The sequence below is a fragment of the Ruegeria sp. BG11 genome (assembly GCF_056538565.1).
The window spans coordinates 365,550-381,198 of record NZ_JBQFTH010000001.1; the positions used below are offsets into that span (position 1 = coordinate 365,550).

The 15,649-nt window shown below is 59.6% G+C and carries 16 protein-coding genes; 12 read left to right on the forward strand and 4 right to left on the reverse strand.

What is annotated here, in order from left to right; translation table 11 throughout:
• Nucleotides 1-18: 18 nt before the first annotated feature.
• Genes ACR0JF_RS01815 through dusB form a run of 3 tightly spaced genes read right to left on the reverse strand, consistent with a single transcriptional unit; the run spans nt 19 to nt 3,454 of the window.
• On the reverse strand, nt 19-1,386 hold the full coding sequence (locus ACR0JF_RS01815) for a response regulator (protein WP_170373863.1): 1,368 nt from the start codon (nt 1,384-1,386) through the stop codon (nt 19-21).
• Entirely contained in the window at nt 1,386-2,474 is a 1,089-nt protein-coding gene (locus tag ACR0JF_RS01820) for a two-component system sensor histidine kinase NtrB (protein ID WP_170659687.1), read from the reverse strand. Before ACR0JF_RS01820 ends, ACR0JF_RS01815 begins: the two co-directional genes overlap by 1 nt.
• Nucleotides 2,471-3,454, reverse strand: coding sequence for a tRNA dihydrouridine synthase DusB (dusB, locus tag ACR0JF_RS01825; RefSeq protein WP_480668864.1), 984 nt, complete (start codon nt 3,452-3,454; stop codon nt 2,471-2,473). Before dusB ends, ACR0JF_RS01820 begins: the two co-directional genes overlap by 4 nt.
• A 182-nt stretch (nt 3,455-3,636) precedes the next feature.
• Between dusB and ACR0JF_RS01830 the strand changes: the two genes are divergently transcribed.
• From ACR0JF_RS01830 to ACR0JF_RS01875, 10 genes are all read left to right on the forward strand, one after another.
• A complete protein-coding gene (locus tag ACR0JF_RS01830; protein WP_170659689.1) occupies nt 3,637-4,767 on the forward strand; it encodes a bifunctional 2-C-methyl-D-erythritol 4-phosphate cytidylyltransferase/2-C-methyl-D-erythritol 2,4-cyclodiphosphate synthase in 1,131 nt (376 codons plus the stop codon).
• Nucleotides 4,764-5,261, forward strand: coding sequence for a phosphatidylglycerophosphatase A family protein (locus ACR0JF_RS01835; RefSeq protein ID WP_170659690.1), 498 nt, complete (start codon nt 4,764-4,766; stop codon nt 5,259-5,261). Before ACR0JF_RS01830 ends, ACR0JF_RS01835 begins: the two co-directional genes overlap by 4 nt.
• Nucleotides 5,258-5,734 carry a CinA family protein gene (locus tag ACR0JF_RS01840; protein WP_170659691.1) on the forward strand — a complete coding sequence of 159 codons (477 nt, stop codon included), beginning with the start codon at nt 5,258-5,260 and terminating at the stop codon, nt 5,732-5,734. Before ACR0JF_RS01835 ends, ACR0JF_RS01840 begins: the two co-directional genes overlap by 4 nt.
• Before the next feature lie 198 nt (nt 5,735-5,932).
• A complete protein-coding gene (locus ACR0JF_RS01845) occupies nt 5,933-7,114 on the forward strand; it encodes an ammonium transporter (protein WP_170659692.1) in 1,182 nt (393 codons plus the stop codon).
• A 141-nt stretch (nt 7,115-7,255) separates the two neighbouring features.
• The gene (locus ACR0JF_RS01850; protein ID WP_170659693.1) at nt 7,256-7,933 is read left to right on the forward strand and encodes an orotate phosphoribosyltransferase; all 678 of its coding nucleotides are present in this window, start codon (nt 7,256-7,258) and stop codon (nt 7,931-7,933) included.
• A 259-nt stretch (nt 7,934-8,192) separates the two neighbouring features.
• Nucleotides 8,193-9,683, forward strand: coding sequence for a replicative DNA helicase (locus tag ACR0JF_RS01855; RefSeq protein ID WP_170659694.1), 1,491 nt, complete (start codon nt 8,193-8,195; stop codon nt 9,681-9,683).
• A 106-nt stretch (nt 9,684-9,789) separates the two neighbouring features.
• The gene (locus tag ACR0JF_RS01860) at nt 9,790-10,833 is read left to right on the forward strand and encodes a Hint domain-containing protein (RefSeq protein WP_480668865.1); all 1,044 of its coding nucleotides are present in this window, start codon (nt 9,790-9,792) and stop codon (nt 10,831-10,833) included.
• 226 nt (nt 10,834-11,059) lie between these two features.
• Nucleotides 11,060-12,094 (forward strand): alanine racemase, encoded by a 1,035-nt coding sequence (gene alr / locus ACR0JF_RS01865; protein ID WP_170659695.1) that lies wholly within the window; start codon nt 11,060-11,062, stop codon nt 12,092-12,094.
• Nucleotides 12,091-12,873 (forward strand): MlaE family ABC transporter permease, encoded by a 783-nt coding sequence (locus ACR0JF_RS01870; protein WP_170458563.1) that lies wholly within the window; start codon nt 12,091-12,093, stop codon nt 12,871-12,873. Before alr ends, ACR0JF_RS01870 begins: the two co-directional genes overlap by 4 nt.
• Nucleotides 12,870-13,616: an ATP-binding cassette domain-containing protein gene (locus ACR0JF_RS01875; protein ID WP_170659696.1), complete on the forward strand. Its 747-nt coding sequence runs from the start codon at nt 12,870-12,872 to the stop codon at nt 13,614-13,616. The genes ACR0JF_RS01870 and ACR0JF_RS01875 overlap by 4 nt, the downstream gene beginning before the upstream one ends.
• On the opposite strand, the gene ACR0JF_RS01880 is transcribed toward ACR0JF_RS01875, so the two are convergent.
• Nucleotides 13,613-14,041 (reverse strand): thioesterase family protein, encoded by a 429-nt coding sequence (locus tag ACR0JF_RS01880; RefSeq protein WP_170659697.1) that lies wholly within the window; start codon nt 14,039-14,041, stop codon nt 13,613-13,615. The genes ACR0JF_RS01875 and ACR0JF_RS01880 overlap by 4 nt on opposite strands.
• A gap of 103 nt (nt 14,042-14,144) precedes the next feature.
• Between ACR0JF_RS01880 and ACR0JF_RS01885 the strand changes: the two genes are divergently transcribed.
• Complete coding sequence (locus tag ACR0JF_RS01885) at nt 14,145-14,591, forward strand: paraquat-inducible protein A (protein ID WP_170659698.1); 447 nt, start codon at nt 14,145-14,147, stop codon at nt 14,589-14,591.
• Nucleotides 14,592-14,747: 156 nt separating this feature from the next.
• Nucleotides 14,748-15,542, forward strand: coding sequence for a kinetochore Spc7 family protein (locus ACR0JF_RS01890; RefSeq protein ID WP_170659699.1), 795 nt, complete (start codon nt 14,748-14,750; stop codon nt 15,540-15,542).
• The last annotated feature ends 107 nt before the right edge of the window (nt 15,543-15,649 follow it).

Genomic DNA, 15,649 nt, shown 5'->3' on the forward strand with positions numbered 1-15,649 from the left:
ACGCTTTGTGTGGCGATATTACATCAGTTTGCGACGGCGTGTCACCTGAATATCGAGGTCCGTGATCTTTTTCCGCAACGTATTTCGGTTAATCCCAAGTAAATCGGCGCATTTTGCCTGGTTTCCGCCGGTGGCTTCCAATGCGATTTCGATCAACGGCGCCTCAACTTCGCGCAAAATGCGCTGATACAGGCCCGGAGGTGGCAGCATATTGCCGTGCAGATCGAAATAGCGACGCAGATGGCGCTCAACCGAGGTTGCCAGTTTTTCGCGTTCTCCTCCGCCCAGAACGGGCTCGGCTTCGGGCTGGCTGCCCAGAACCATCTCGACCTCGGCTTTCGAAATCTCATCGGACCGGCTGGTCAGGCTGAGCCTGCGGATCGCGTTCTCCAACTGCCGCACATTGCCCGGCCAGGAATAGCGCCGGACCAACTCTACCGCATCAGCGCTGAGCCAGCGTTTGGACCCAAGGTCCTTTTCCTCACGGGCCAAAAAATGCTCGGCCAACAAGGTGATATCATCCACCCGCTCGCGCAGGGCCGGGACATGGATGGTTGCGCCGCAGAGGCGGTAGTAGAGGTCCTGACGGATACGCCCGCCCTCCATCCCGGCGGTCAGATCCGATTGGCTGGTGGCCATGAAGCGCGGCACGTGGTCGCCCGGCGTGTCCATCATCCGCACGATCCGCGCCTGAATCTCGTCGTCGATATCGGCGATCTCATCAATCAACAGCGTCCCGCCACGCACCCGCGCCATAACGCGTGCGGGGCCTTCGAGGTCACGCAGATCAGCCGCAGTCGCCGTCACAAACGGCAAGGTCCGACGATCCGAGAAGTCGTGAATAGCCCGCGCAATCAAAGACTTACCGGTCCCACTTTCACCAGAAATCATGACCGAGAGATCGGTGTTCATCACCCGCGCCACCAGACGATAAAGCGACTGCATCACCGGCGTGCGCCCGACCAGAGGCAACTCATCCGGGCGCTCATTCTCTTGGGGTTCGGGGTCGGACTGTAAACGCTGCTTCTGTTCCAAGGCGCGCGCGGTCCGCTTCATCAGGTCTGGCAGGTCAAACGGCTTGGGCAGGTAATCGTAAGCATCCGCCTCGGCCGCTTGGATCGCGGTCATAATCGTGTTCTGAGCCGAGATCACGATCACCGGCAAGCCAGGACGGTCCTCGGCGATCTTTGGCAGCATTTCCAAACCGTTGCCGTCCGGCATGACCACGTCCGAGATCACCACGTCCCCTTTGCCTTCGCCAACCCAACGCATCAGCGTGGTCAGCGAGGATGTGGCATGCACCTTACATCCGGCGCGCGTCAGAGCCTGTGTCAGAACGGTGCGGATCGTGCGGTCGTCATCCGCGACCAGAACGGTGCCATCCATCAGATACTCTCCTCTTTCGGTTTTTTATTTTCAGCAGGCGCACGGCGCAGCGACAATTTGAAAACGGTCCGCCCCGGAACGGAATCAACGGAAATCCAGCCGTCATGGTCCGAGATGATCTTGCTGACCAAGGCCAGCCCCAGCCCTGTCCCGTTTTCCTTGCCCGAGACAAAGGGGTCAAAGATGTCACTGCGGATTTTCTCCGGCAGGCCCGGCCCGTCGTCGATGATCTCGATCTGCAGCGGCAGCGAGTGCCCCGATCCATCGCTACGGCGCAGGCGGAAGGAATGTTCGAAATAGGTGCGCAGGCGGATTGTACCACCCTGCGGACCCGCCGCCTCCGAGGCGTTTTTCAACAGGTTCAGAACAACTTGCAGAAGTTGATCCGGGTCGCCAAAGGCCAGCGGCAGCGATGGGTCATAATCCTCGACAATGGCCATATCCGCGCCAAAGCCCAACAAGGCAGAACGGCGGGCGCGGTCGAGAACATCGTGGATATTCACCGGCTTGAAATCCGGTTGCTGCAGGTTTCCGAACTGCTCGACCTGCTCCAATAGCTTCACGATCCGACGACTTTCCGCAACGATAAGATCAGTGAGTTCAAGGTCTTGCGGCGCGATATTCATGCTCAGCAATTGTGCGGCGCCCGTGATCCCCGCCAGTGGGTTCTTGATCTCATGCGCCAGCATTTCGGCCATTCCGATGGCGGATTGCGCGGCGGATTTGACCGTATTGCCCCGCGTCATGCGCCCCGCCAATTCGCGCGGGGATATGATCATGATCATCGACCCGGGATGCCCAACAAGTGGTGCAATCTGCAAGGCGCATTGCAGCGGTGCGCGATTGCCAGATCCCGCATCCACATCGTTGACGAACAAAGGCGTTCCCTGAGCGCGCGCACGGTCGAAAGCTTCCTCAAGCGGAGCATCGACGGCAATCTGATCCCAAACGGGGTGGCCAATTACCGACTTGCGTGAGGCGTTCAGGAACCCCTCGCCCGAGGAATTCACATCCGCAATCCGGTCGTCTTGGTCGATAATGAAGGCTGGAACGGGTAGCGAGTTCCAGATGCTCTGATCTGAAGTCATGCTGCCACTCCCTGCTGACACTCCAGCGCATCACCCAACAGGCGCAGCACCTCATCCGTATCGCGAGAGGTCAGAACCGCGCGACGCAGAAGTGCGGGCGTTCCGGCCTCATCCATGTACCAGCCCAGATGTTTGCGGGCGACGCGGAGGCCAAGGTCGGTACCATAAAAGTTCAGCATCGCCTGATAATGCGCGCGCACCATGTCGATCAGATCCGCGCTTTCGGGGATCTCCGGCGCGTCGGTGCCACAGACCTCATGGCAAATCTGCGCCAGTAGCCATGGCTTGCCCTGCGCCCCTCGGCCAACCATGACGCCATCCGCGCCCGATTGCTTCAGCGCAGTGCGGGCCGCATGTGTATCCACAATGTCCCCATTGGCGATGACGGGGATCGAGACAGCCTCCTTAACCGCTCGGATCGCCTGCCAATCGGCACGGCCTTTGTAGAATTGGCACCGTGTCCGTCCGTGGATCGTGACCATCTGGATCCCTGCCCCCTCGGCCCGGCGTGCCACGTCAGGCGCGTTCAGCAGCGTGTCGTCCCATCCAAGCCGCGTTTTCAGCGTCACGGGGACATCGACAGCCTCAACCACGGCCTCGATCAAACTCAGGGCGTGATCTGGTGTCTTCAGCAAGGCCGAACCGGAATATCCGTTGGTCACCTTTTTGGCAGGGCAACCCATGTTGATGTCGATCACCCGCGCGCCGCGATCTGCCACCTGACGGGCAGCCTCGGCCATCCAATGCGCCTCGCGCCCGGCCAGCTGAACGGCTGTGTTCTCCACGTCGGCCGACAACTCAGCTCGTTCGCGCACGCCCGGTTTGGCCTGCACCATTTCCTGACTGGCGACCATTTCACTGACCACCATGCCCGCACCAAAACGCATCACCAGATCGCGGAACGGGCGATCTGTGATTCCAGCCATCGGGGCCAGCAAGACAGGCGGAGATACGGTTTTGTCGGCGAGATGCAGCGTCAACGTGCTTAATCCTTGGGCAATTGCGGGTTTGATATCGAATTCGAAGCATATGAACAACAAAACGACGGCCATCAAGCCTGCTAAATCATCACTTGCCTATTTTTTAATCACATTACCATGGGTGATTGCCTCTGCATTCACCGCCCCCTAAACAAAGCGCAGCATTCCGGAGAAACCCGACCATGACCACAGCCGCCATAATCGTTGCCGCAGGGCGCGGATTGCGCGCCGGAGGCGGCACGCCCAAGCAATGGCGCGCGCTGGGTGGTCGACGCGTGGCGGATTGGACGATCGACCGGTTTCGCGGCCTCGCTGACCACATTGTTTTGGTCCTGTCGGAAGATGACACCACGGCCTGGGAGGAGTTTCGCGAAACCGACCTGATACTTGCGGCTGGTGGCGCAGATCGGTCAGGTTCAGTTCGTAACGGATTGCAGGCATTGGAAAATCACCAGGTGAGTCGTGTGCTGATCCATGACGTGGCGCGGCCCTGTGTCTCGGCACATCTCATTCAGAACGTCCTGAGCGCGCTGGATACCCATCAGGCCGCCGCCCCTGGTTTACCCGTTACGGATGCGCTTTGGATCGGGCATGATGGCTCGGTTTCTGGCACGCAGGACCGTAGCAACCTGTTTGCAGCGCAGACCCCTCAGGGGTTTGACTACGATTCCATCGTCAAAGCGCATGCCGCGCGTCCCGGCGGAGCCGCGGATGATGTTGAGGTCGCACGGGACGCAGGTCTTGAAGTTCGCATTGTGCCGGGCGATGCGGACAATCTGAAAATCACCCGCCCTGAGGATTTCGCACGGGCGGAACGGATAATGGGAACGAAAATGGATGTGAGGCTGGGCAACGGCTATGACGTGCATCGTTTTGGCGATGGCGATCACGTGATCCTCTGCGGTGTGAAAGTCCCGCATGAGCGCGGGTTACAAGGGCATTCCGACGCGGATGTCGGGATGCACGCGGTCACCGACGCGATTTACGGCGCGCTAGCACAAGGGGATATCGGCCAGCACTTCCCGCCTTCGGACCCGCAATGGAAAGGCGCAGCCAGCGAGATCTTCCTGCGCCATGCGGTCGAGCTGGCCGAGGCGATGGGCTACCGCATCTCGAATGTCGATTGTACGCTGGTCTGCGAACACCCCAAGATCGGTCCTCATGCCCTAAAAATGAAAGAAGAAATGTCTAAAATCATGGGATTGCGCGCCGATCAGGTCTCGATCAAGGCAACCACGTCCGAGCGTCTGGGCTTTACCGGCCGTAGCGAAGGGATCGCGTCGCTCGCCACTGCCTGCCTGGTGAAAGCATGAACATCGCGCGTCTGATCGGAACCGTTTGCGGCGTCGGATATCTGCGCCCTGCCCCCGGCACATGGGGATCACTTGCGGCCGTGCCCCTGGTCTGGGTCCTGCACGTTTTGGGCGGCTTCCCCCTACTCGTCCTCTCGACGCTCGTGGTGTTCATCGCGGGCCTTTGGGCCACAAAGGTGATGACCGCCGGGCAAGAGGATCACGATCCATCCGAGATCGTCGTCGATGAGGTCGCGGGCCAATTCATCGCGCTCTGGGCCATTTCCTACCCAAGCTGGGCACACGGGATCGAGATCACCGCGCTCTGGCCCGGTTGGGTCGCGGGTTTCCTGCTGTTCCGGCTGTTCGACATCACCAAGCCCGGCCCGGTCGGCTGGGCCGATCGCAAAGGAGACGCGATGGGCGTGATGCTGGATGATGTGATCGCCGGTGTTTTTGCCGCCATCGGTGTGATGGTTCTGGCCGGGATCGCACATGGAGTGTTGGGCCTATGACCGTATCTGAGCTGTTGGACCGTGCCGTAGAGCAAGGCATCATGATCGCGACCGCAGAAAGCTGCACGGGCGGCATGGTGGCTACTGCCTTGACCGACATCCCCGGCAGCTCGGCCGTGGTGGACCGGGGGTTCGTCACCTACACCAACGACGCCAAACAGCAGATGCTTGGTGTGCGCGGAGAGACACTGAACGCCTATGGTGCGGTCTCAGAGCAGGTCGCACAAGAAATGGCCGATGGCGCACTGAGGCAGTCGCGCGCGCAACTGGCCGTGTCGATCACTGGCATCGCAGGCCCCGGAGGGTCAGAATTCAAACCCGAAGGTCGGGTGTGCTTTGGCCTTGCTGCCGCAGGGCAACCCACGCGCACCGAAACTGTCGAGTTCGGCGCTCTGGGGCGCGAAAGGGTTCGTCAGGCCGCGCGGGATCATGCACTGAAAATGCTTTATTCCGGCCTTTCGCAAACCGATTAAATTTACAGCAAAGTCGTCACCATGACGCAAAATTATGCGTCAGTTGACAAAAAGCCGTCAAAATAGGCGTCTTTTTGCACCTCTGCCTCTTTTTTCCCCGTTCCAGCTCAGCTTCAACCCGCCGCACACCACTCACGAGGTGTCGGCCGTGGCGGTTTGCCCGGCCGACGCCCAAACGGCAAAAAAGGAGACCGGCCCATGAACGGAGCCGATACAGCCTGGATCATTGTGGCAACCGCACTGGTCCTGTTCATGACATTGCCGGGCCTTGCCCTGTTCTATGGCGGGCTTGTGCGTGCCCGAAATGTCCTCAGCGTGTTTATGCACTGCTTCTCGATTGCCTGTTTAATGAGCATCCTTTGGCTGGTCGCGGGTTATTCCATCGCCTTCGGGCCCGGTGAAAGCGGGTTCTGGGGTGGATTGGGCAAAGCGTTCCTGAACGGGGTCGATGCCGAAAGCCTGGCGGGCACCCTACCCGAAATCCTATTCTTTGCCTTCCAGATGACCTTCGCGATCATCACCCCCGCCCTAATCGTCGGCGCCTATGTCGAGCGGGTCGGCTTTGGCTTTGTCCTCACCTTCTCGGGCCTGTGGATGCTGCTGTGCTACGCGCCTGTGGTCCACTGGATCTGGGGCGGTGGGATGCTGTCCGATGGCGGCATTCTGGGTGAGATCGGCGTACGCGACTTTGCCGGTGGCATCGTTGTTCACGAGACCGCGGGTCTGGCCGCGCTGATCATCGCCGTAATCCTCGGCCCACGCCGCAACCGCACGACGCCTCCGCACAATCCGGGCTTTGTCATGATCGGCGCCGCGATGTTGTGGGTAGGCTGGTTCGGTTTCAACGGCGGTTCGCAACTGGCCGCTGACGGAGGCGCCGCGATGGCCATGACCGTCACACATCTGTCCGCCGCAACTGCATCCCTGACCTGGGCACTGTGGGAGAAGATCCGTTTTGGCAAAGCGTCTATGGTGGGTCTTGTCACCGGCACCATCGCGGGTCTGGCCTCAATCACTCCGGCCTCGGGCTTTGTGGGTCCGGTACAGGCTCTGATTATTGGCGCCGTTGCAGGTGTTCTGTGTCAGGAGGCCGTCTTTGTCATCCGCAACAAGTTGAACATCGACGACACGCTGGACGTCTTTGCCGTGCACGGTGTCGGGGGCATCTTTGGAACCCTGATGATTGCGCTCTTCGGTCTGGGCACATGGACAGCGCAGCTTGGAGGCCTCGTGATTGTGGGTGCCTTTACGGCAGTTGTCACCTTTGTGTTGATTAAGGTGGTTGCAGCCATCACCCCGCTTCGCGTAGACGCCGAGACCGAGACAAACGGCCTCGACCTGTCGGTCCACGGCGAGCGTGCCTATGACATGAGCAGCTAAGCCCACCTTGGTTGCCCATTGCCCGTAAGGGCAAAAGCGGACCTGTCGCGGGTCCGCTTTTTCTTTGTTCGGCCCTCTCGACTCCGGGCCGATGGACAGGCTATCAGCCCGCAACACTCTTTCAGCCCCGAGGTTTGCGCCATGATCCCCAGTTCATTTCCCGACAGCTCTGAAATCGCCCGCCTGACCGCGCGGATGCTGCTGGAGATCAAGGCCGTTCACTTCAACTCGCGTGAGCCGTTCACGCTGGCCTCGGGCCTGCCCAGCCCCACCTATATCGATTGCCGCAAGCTGATCTCATACCCGCGCATTCGCTCGACCCTGATGGACTTCCTGACCGTCACCGTGATGCGCGAAGCCGGGTTCGAGGCGTTTGACAATATCGCGGGCGGTGAAACCGCAGGCATCCCCTTTGCCGCCATGGTCGCAGAGCGGATGGCCCTGCCCATGACCTATGTGCGCAAGAAGCCCAAAGGCTACGGCCGCAACGCCCGCATCGAAGGCGCGATGAGCGAAGGGGAACGCGTGCTGCTGGTCGAGGATCTGACCACCGATGGCGGCTCGAAACTGTCCTTCGTCGATGCGATCCGTGAAACGGGCGCAACCTGCCACCATACCGCAGTGATCTTCTACTACGGCATCTTCCCCGAGACCGAAAAGACGCTGGGCGATCACGGCGTGAAGCTGCATTCGCTGTGCACTTGGTGGAACGTTCTGGCCGAAGCCAAAGCGCAAAAGGCCTTTGACGAAGAGACCCTTAGCGGTGTCGAAGCGTTCCTGAACGACCCGCGCGGGTGGCAGGACGCGAATAAATCGTAAAATTCGGCCTGTGGGTAAGCTGGGGATATTTGGTTTTCGAATCGATCCAAAGCACGCCTATCTAGTCGAATTGCGCGCCCATCACACCAAATGTTGCGATAGCTTTCGTCCCGTGCAAAACTGGGCGGAAGTTATCCCCATTCAGATGGGCAGTTATCCCGAAGCCGGGGGCGGTTATCCCAACTTACCCCCATTCATTTGCAGATAGCTTGAACCGGGGCTTGGCGTGTAGAACCTCGGAACGGGCAGCGGGGACAAGATGAACGAGATCAGCAGTATCGAGCAGGCAGCGGCGCAGATTCAAAACGCCGAGACCATGCCGCATTCCATTGAGGCCGAGCAGCAGCTTCTGGGCGCGATCCTGACCAACAACGACCTCTATGACCGGGTTGCTTCGATCATCGGGGCCGAGCATTTCTACGACCCGGTCCATGCCCGCATCTACGAGGTCGCCTCGACCCGTATCGCCAAGAACGCCCTGGCCTCGCCCGTGACGCTGAAATCCTTCATGGCCGAGGATGAGGGCCTGAAAGAACTGGGCGGACCCGCCTATCTGGTCAAACTCGCCGGGGCGTCGATCAGTGCCTTTGCGGTGCATGACTATGCCCAGATGATCTATGATCTGGCGATCCGGCGCGAATTGATCCGGCTGGGCCGGGACATCTCGGACAAGGCGGCGCGGGTCGATGTGTCCAGCGAGCCCAAAGAACAAATCGTCGAGGCCGAGCAACAGCTCTATCAGCTTTCTGAGCAGGGCCAGACCGAACAAGGTTTCCAATCCTTCCTCAAGGCGGTCACAGAAGCCGTCAACGTCACCAACGAAGCCTACCAGCGTGGTGGCGGCATGGCGGGGATTTCCACCGGTCTGGCCGACTTGGACAAACAATTGGGCGGATTGCACCCGTCCGACCTGATCATCCTTGCCGGTCGTCCGTCGATGGGTAAAACCTCTCTTGCGACCAACGTGGCGTTCAACGTGGCCAAGGCCTATAAGCGCGGGCAGAAACCCGATGGCAGCGAAGGCGCGATTGATGGCGGTGTCGTGGGTTTCTTCTCGCTCGAGATGAGCGCCGAACAGCTGGCAGGTCGTGTTCTGGCCGAAGCCTCGGAAATCTCCAGCCACAAGATCCGTCAAGGTGACATGACCGAGGCCGAGTTCCGCCGGTTCGTCGACGCGGCGAAGGAATTGGAAGCCTGCCCCCTGTTCATTGACGACACGCCTGCCCTGCCGATTTCGCAGTTGGCAGCGCGTGCGCGGCGGTTGAAGCGGACGCATGGACTGGACCTGCTGGTCATCGACTATCTGCAGCTGTGCCGGGGCATGTCCGACAACCGCGTCAACGAAATCGCCGAGATTTCGATGGGCATGAAAGCGATTGCCAAGGAACTGAACATCCCCGTCATCGCCTTGTCCCAGCTGAGCCGTCAGGTAGAAAGCCGCGACGACAAACGCCCGCAGCTAAGCGATCTGCGGGAATCGGGCTCGATCGAACAGGATGCGGACGTGGTGATGTTTGTATTCCGTGAGGAATATTACAAGGAACGCGAAAAGCCAGGCGATCATGAGCTGGAAAAGATGGAAGAGTGGAAACAGGCCATGGAGCGCCTGCATGGCAAGGCCGAGGTGATTGTCGGCAAGCAGCGCCACGGCCCCATCGGCACGGTCGAGTTGTCGTTCGAGGCGCAGTTCACCCGCTTTGGCAATCTGGTCAAGCCCTGGCAACAGGGCGGCGAGATCGAAGGGTACTAAAAGCCCCCTCAAACATTCAAACAGCCGATTTTGAATGCCAATCGTGGTGTGTTAGTGTGTACTGAATGACGGCACGTACTGCCGGATTTTAGCAAGGCCTACGTCATTGCCCGCGATCATTTCGGAAATACGATACAGAAACGGGCCAAATTTTGCGCCAGACGGCGATTTCATCGAAATCCGCGTTCCGACCGGTACGGATGTCTCGGACCTGAGGGTTCAAGTTTACAATGCCAACGGAACAGTACGTAGCTCCACAGATGTCGATACAGCGCCGGTGAACACGGTCAACGGTTTCGACTATTATGTGGTCTCGGCACGTATCAACCGGCTGGGCGCTGTGTCGCTTGACGACAATGGCACGGTGCTGAGCTTTGTGTCCTTCGACAATGAGGTCACCGCAACACAAGGCGCCGCCAGCGGGCAGACCTCTACCCAGATCGGCAGCAACGGAACAGATGACACCTCGTCCCTGACCTCGACCGACGGGTTGAATTTCGTCGAGAACCCCAACCCAAGCCCCGGCGCGCCATGCTTCACAGCCGGCACTCTGATCGGCACGCCGCGTGGCAAGGTTCCTGTTGAGGCACTCCGCGCCGGAGATCAGGTTCTACTCGAAGATGGCCCGCCGGAGACCCTGCGTATGACCCTGTCCCGCAGCCTCAACCGGGCCGAGTTGATAAAGACCCCGCAACTGTTTCCGGTTCGCATCGTCGCTGGCGCGCTTGGGCAGTCGCTGCCGAAACGTGATCTTATGGTCTCGCGCCAGCATCGGATGCTGATCCGATCTCCGATTGCGCAGCGCATGTTCGGGACCGAATCCGTTTTAGTCTCGGCCATTCAGTTGATCCCTATGCCCGGCGTTTTCGTCGACACCAGTGTCTCGCAGGTGACCTATCACCACCTTGTGTTCGACCGCCACGTGGTGCTGTTTGCCGAAGACGCGCCCAGCGAAAGCCTGTTTACCGGGCTGCAGGCGCTGCAATCCATGGACCAAGCTTCACGCGAGGAGTTGATGCTGCTGTTCCCGCAGCTTGCCATCTTTGCCGCCCCACAGCCTGCTCGCTACATTCCAAGCAATAAACGCCAACGCAAATTGGTGACCCGGCACCTTAACAACAACAAGCCCCTGCTTGACGAGCGGCGATAAGACGGGTCACCCGCGTGGGTCACTCTGAACGATCCGCCGTTCAAAAGACCTTTGACTTGTATCGCTGCACAATCCCAACGCGCGCATCACTGCCAGTCAAAAGCCCCTCAATCCTGCCCAAATTCCTGCGTCAGATGGCCGTATGCCGCCTATCTTGCGGATTTTCCTGACAGGTTGTGTACGATCCCCTCTTGACCTGCCGCGTTCCAGTGTCATGAACAACTCCATGAGTACCGCACGTTTGACGATCAATCTTCAGGCGCTCGCCAGCAACTGGCGGGCGCTCGATGCAAAAACGGATGTCGAAACCGGCGCCGTAGTTAAGGCCGACGCCTATGGTCTTGGGGCCGAACCTGTCGCCTGGTCCTTGGCCGAGGAAGGTGTCCGCAAGTTCTTTGTTGCCGTCGCCGAAGAAGGCGCAGACGTTCGCGAGGCGGTCGGGCCCGGCCCGATGATCGCTGTATTCTCAGGTCATATGGACGGGGATACCGAGCTGCTGCGCGATCACGACCTAACACCCCTGATCAACTCGGGCGAGCAATTCCAACGCCACCAACAGGCTCTGCCTGAACATGGGTTCGGCATCCAGCTTGACACCGGCATGAACCGTCTGGGGCTGGAGCCCGCCGACTGGGCCGAGTTGCGCCCCAAGGCCGAGGCGTTGAACCCGGCGGTTGTGATGTCTCATCTGGCCTGCGCGGATGAGCCGGACCACCCAATGAACCAGCAGCAGCTGTCCGCGTTTCGCGGGATGACCGACGGTATGACAGCCCCCCGGTCTCTGGCAGCCACCGGAGGCACCTTACTGGGGCCTGAATTCCACTTTGACTTCTGCCGCCCGGGCATCGGCCTATATGGCGGGATGCCTTTTGCCGAAGCCAAGCCCGTCGTCACCGTCGATCTGCCAGTCGTGCAAGTGCGCGACGTCGCGGTCGGAGAAACCGTGGGCTATGGCAACAGCTGGACGGCACGCCGCCCGTCGAAGATCGCAACCGTCACAGCTGGATACGCCGACGGCCTACACCGCGCTATCGGCGGCGGCATTGACGCCTTCGCAGGAAACCAACCCTGCCCGGTCGTCGGCCGCATCTCGATGGATCTGATCACCATCGATGTCACCGATCTGGGCTTTGAGCCAGAGAAACTGCGCATCCTTAACGGACATCAGACCGTCGATGATCTGGCCGAGGCCGCCGGCACGATCGGTTATGAAATCCTGACCTCAATGGGCCGCCGTTATTCACGAGGGTACGTGGAATGAACCCGCTGTCTCTGCTGGGTGGGCTGGGCCGCACAGTTCTGACCCTGCTGGCCGCGTTCGGGCGCGTGACCCTGTTCGCTCTGGACTCGCTGTCGCATATCCTGCGCCCGCCTTACTATCCGCGCGAGATCGCAATGGCGCTGCTGAATATCGGCTGGCTGTCGCTGCCCGTGGTCGGCCTGACCGCTATCTTCACCGGCGGCGCACTGGCCCTGCAGATCTACGCAGGCGGCGCGCGGTTCAATGCCGAGGCCGTGGTCCCTCAGATCGTTGCCATCGGCATGGTGCGAGAGCTTGGCCCGGTGCTGGTCGGCCTGATGATCGCCGCCCGCGTGACCTCCTCTATCGCCGCCGAAATCGCCACGATGAAAGTGACCGAGCAGATTGACGCGCTGGTCACCCTGTCGACCCATCCGATGAAATACCTGACCGCTCCGCGCGTGCTGGCGGCGCTGATCACGGTGCCGATCCTTGTCGGTATCGGGGACATCATCGGCATCATGGGCGGCTATACGGTGGCGACACAGAACCTCGGGTTCAATCCGGCCGCCTACCTGCAAAACACGGTCAACTTCCTTGAGGCCCGCGACATCGTCTCATCCCTGGTCAAAGGGGCCGCTTTCGGCCTGATCGCGGCCATCATGGGCTGCTACTACGGCATGAACTCGGGCCGGGGCGCACAGGGTGTGGGCCGCGCCACCAAAGGCTCGGTCGAGGCAGCAGCCGTGCTGATCCTCGCCGCCAACTTCGTTCTGACAGGAGTGTTCTTCTCGCTATGATCTGGATGGAGAACGTCAAAAAGTCCTTTGATGACAATCACGTGCTGCAGGGCATGAACCTTGAGATCCCCAAAGGCACCTCGATGGTGATTATCGGTGGGTCCGGCACCGGCAAATCGGTCGCGCTGAAATGTATCCTCGGCCTGATCAAGCCCGACAGCGGCATGATCTATGTCGATGGCAAGGACGCCAGCAAGGGCGACCGCGACGCGTTTCTGGCGCGCTTTGGCATGTTGTTCCAGGGTGCGGCGCTGTTCGACTCGCTGCCCGTCTGGCAGAACGTTGCCTTCCGCCTGCTACGAGGCTCGCTGAAACGCCCCACGGATGAGGCGCGCGAGATCGCCATCGAAAAACTGCGCCGCGTCGGCATGCGCGCCAAGGTGGCCGACCTTTACCCCTCCGAGCTGTCGGGCGGGATGCAAAAACGCGTTGGCCTTGCCCGCGCCATCGCCGCCGAGCCCGAGATCATCTTTTTCGACGAGCCCACGACGGGGCTGGACCCGATCATGTCCGGCGTAATCAACGATCTGATCCGCGAGATTGTGACCGAGATGGGCGCGACCGCTATGACCATCACCCACGATATGACCTCCGTCCGCGCAATTGCCGACAACGTGGCGATGCTGCATGACGGGGTGATCCAGTGGACTGGGCCTGTGGGTCAGATGGATGCCTCGGGCGATCCGTATCTGGAGCAGTTCATCAGCGGAAGCGCAGAGGGGCCGATTGAGGCGGTGCGTTAATTTTCGCTCTTTGCCATCCACTTAGTCGAACGTTCGATAACGTCCTGCGGAATAGCTTCTGCGCGCCTTGTCTGCAGGTTGAGCAAGACACATTTGGAAACAGTGGAAAATGTCGTTTCACTGTCCGTAACTCGAATTAGTTTGTTGCTGAAGGTCATGGATTTCGTTCCTACCTCCAGGATTTCGATTTCCATCTGTATCGCTTCGCCGGCACTCAATTCTGCAAGAAAATTGCTGTCTGCATGGACCACCGCAAAGGATAGCTTTCGTCCCGATCGCATGTCTTCGGCCGTAAGCCCCAGCTCTGCCTGCAACGCAAAAACGGAATCCGAGCATGCAGCAAAATACTTGGACACATTCATATGCCCCAGAAAATCACAGTCCGATGGATCGACAATTGACTTGTAGGCCACAAAACCCGACATCGTTCCTCCCCGTCTAAAAATAACTCAGTGGCGAGTACCGATTTAAGTTAACCATAACAAAACATCGCCGCAAAATCTGAAATCTCGCCGAGACGCACAGCCAATGACCCTCCGCCTCGCCACCCTCTCCCTCCTGATCCTCTACCCCATCGCGTGGTTCGCCCCACTGATGCGCGCGGGCCTGCTACCGATCTTCGGACTTTCCGAAATCAGCGTCATCACCGGCCTCCAATCCCTGTGGAAATCCGACATCTTCCTCGCGCTGGTCGTCACCGTCTTCGCCCTCTTTGCGCCCTACATCAAAACCATCGGCACCGCCTTGATCCAATGGGACCTGCTGGATGCCCGCGTCCAACCCGCGCTGAACATCCTGGGCAAGCTCGCCATGGCGGATATCTTCCTCATCGCGCTCTACATCACGCTGGCCAAGGGGATCTCTTACGCGACCATCGAGACGGCCTGGGGCCTCTACTTGTTTACCGGCTGCATTCTGGCCTCGATCGCGCTGGGATATGTTACCGAGATGACATCCACATCACGAAAACCTTAGACCGTGTTGATTGAAAACACATTTCTAAGTATCATCTTTATATTTCGAGCAGCAAAGTTCTAGTCGTGTACGGGTCCGCAGAGGATCACCTTGCGTGTTTGATATGTCCTCAGCTTCGGCCCGATTTGTATCGGTTTGAGAAGGAGATGGACGACCATGCCCGCCCTCAACAACATTACATTGCAATTTCAGAATGCCTTTTTAAGACTGACTTTTTTCATGATCTGCATCGCAGCCCTCGGCGCGGTGTTTGCAACCTCACTCTCGGCGCTGGGGGTTTTGCCCTGGCTGTCCCTTCAGGCCGGATTCGGCCAGACCGGCGTGATCGACGCTGGGATTTTTGTTCAGATCGGCCTGACCTGTCTGATTCTCATGCTCGGCTTTTACCTGCCCTCCAGCGCCCGGATGATGGCGCTTGAGAACGCGCACAGGAAGTTTTCGCTGAATATGCAAGACATCGTCGAAGCGTACCAAGTCGCCCATGCTGCCGACCGCTGCGGCGTTTTCGCTCTGGCCTCGGAGTTCGATGCGGTCAAAGAGCGTATGGCGTTCCTGCGCGACCATCCCGACCTTCAGGCTTTGGAACCTGAAATCCTGGAAACGGCCGCTCAGATGAGCCAAATCAGCCACGAACTGGCCGAAACCTATGGCAACGAGAGGGTGGAACGCGCCCGCACATTCCTGAAACAACGGCAGGAAGAGGTCGAACTTTTCCAGCAACGGATCGAGGACGCCCAGACCATCCTACACGAACTCAGCCAATGGACCCGCGATATCGAGATCGAGGAATCCATCGCCAAATCCCAACTGTCACGCCTGCGGGATGAACTGTTCGACCTCCTCCCCGAGCTTTCAGCGCAATTGCAGACACCACTGCAGACACCACCTGACGGCAGCGACCCCAGCGCTTCCAGCGTGGTCGCCATGTCGCCCCCTCGCGCTGCGGAATAGGCGCGTCAGCGCCGCGCGCACCCGAAGGCCCGCAGGGCCTGAGGACGCGGCGCGCCACCGGCGGAGATGAAAGCCCACAAGGGCTTGAAGAGCCGCCCATCCTCGGG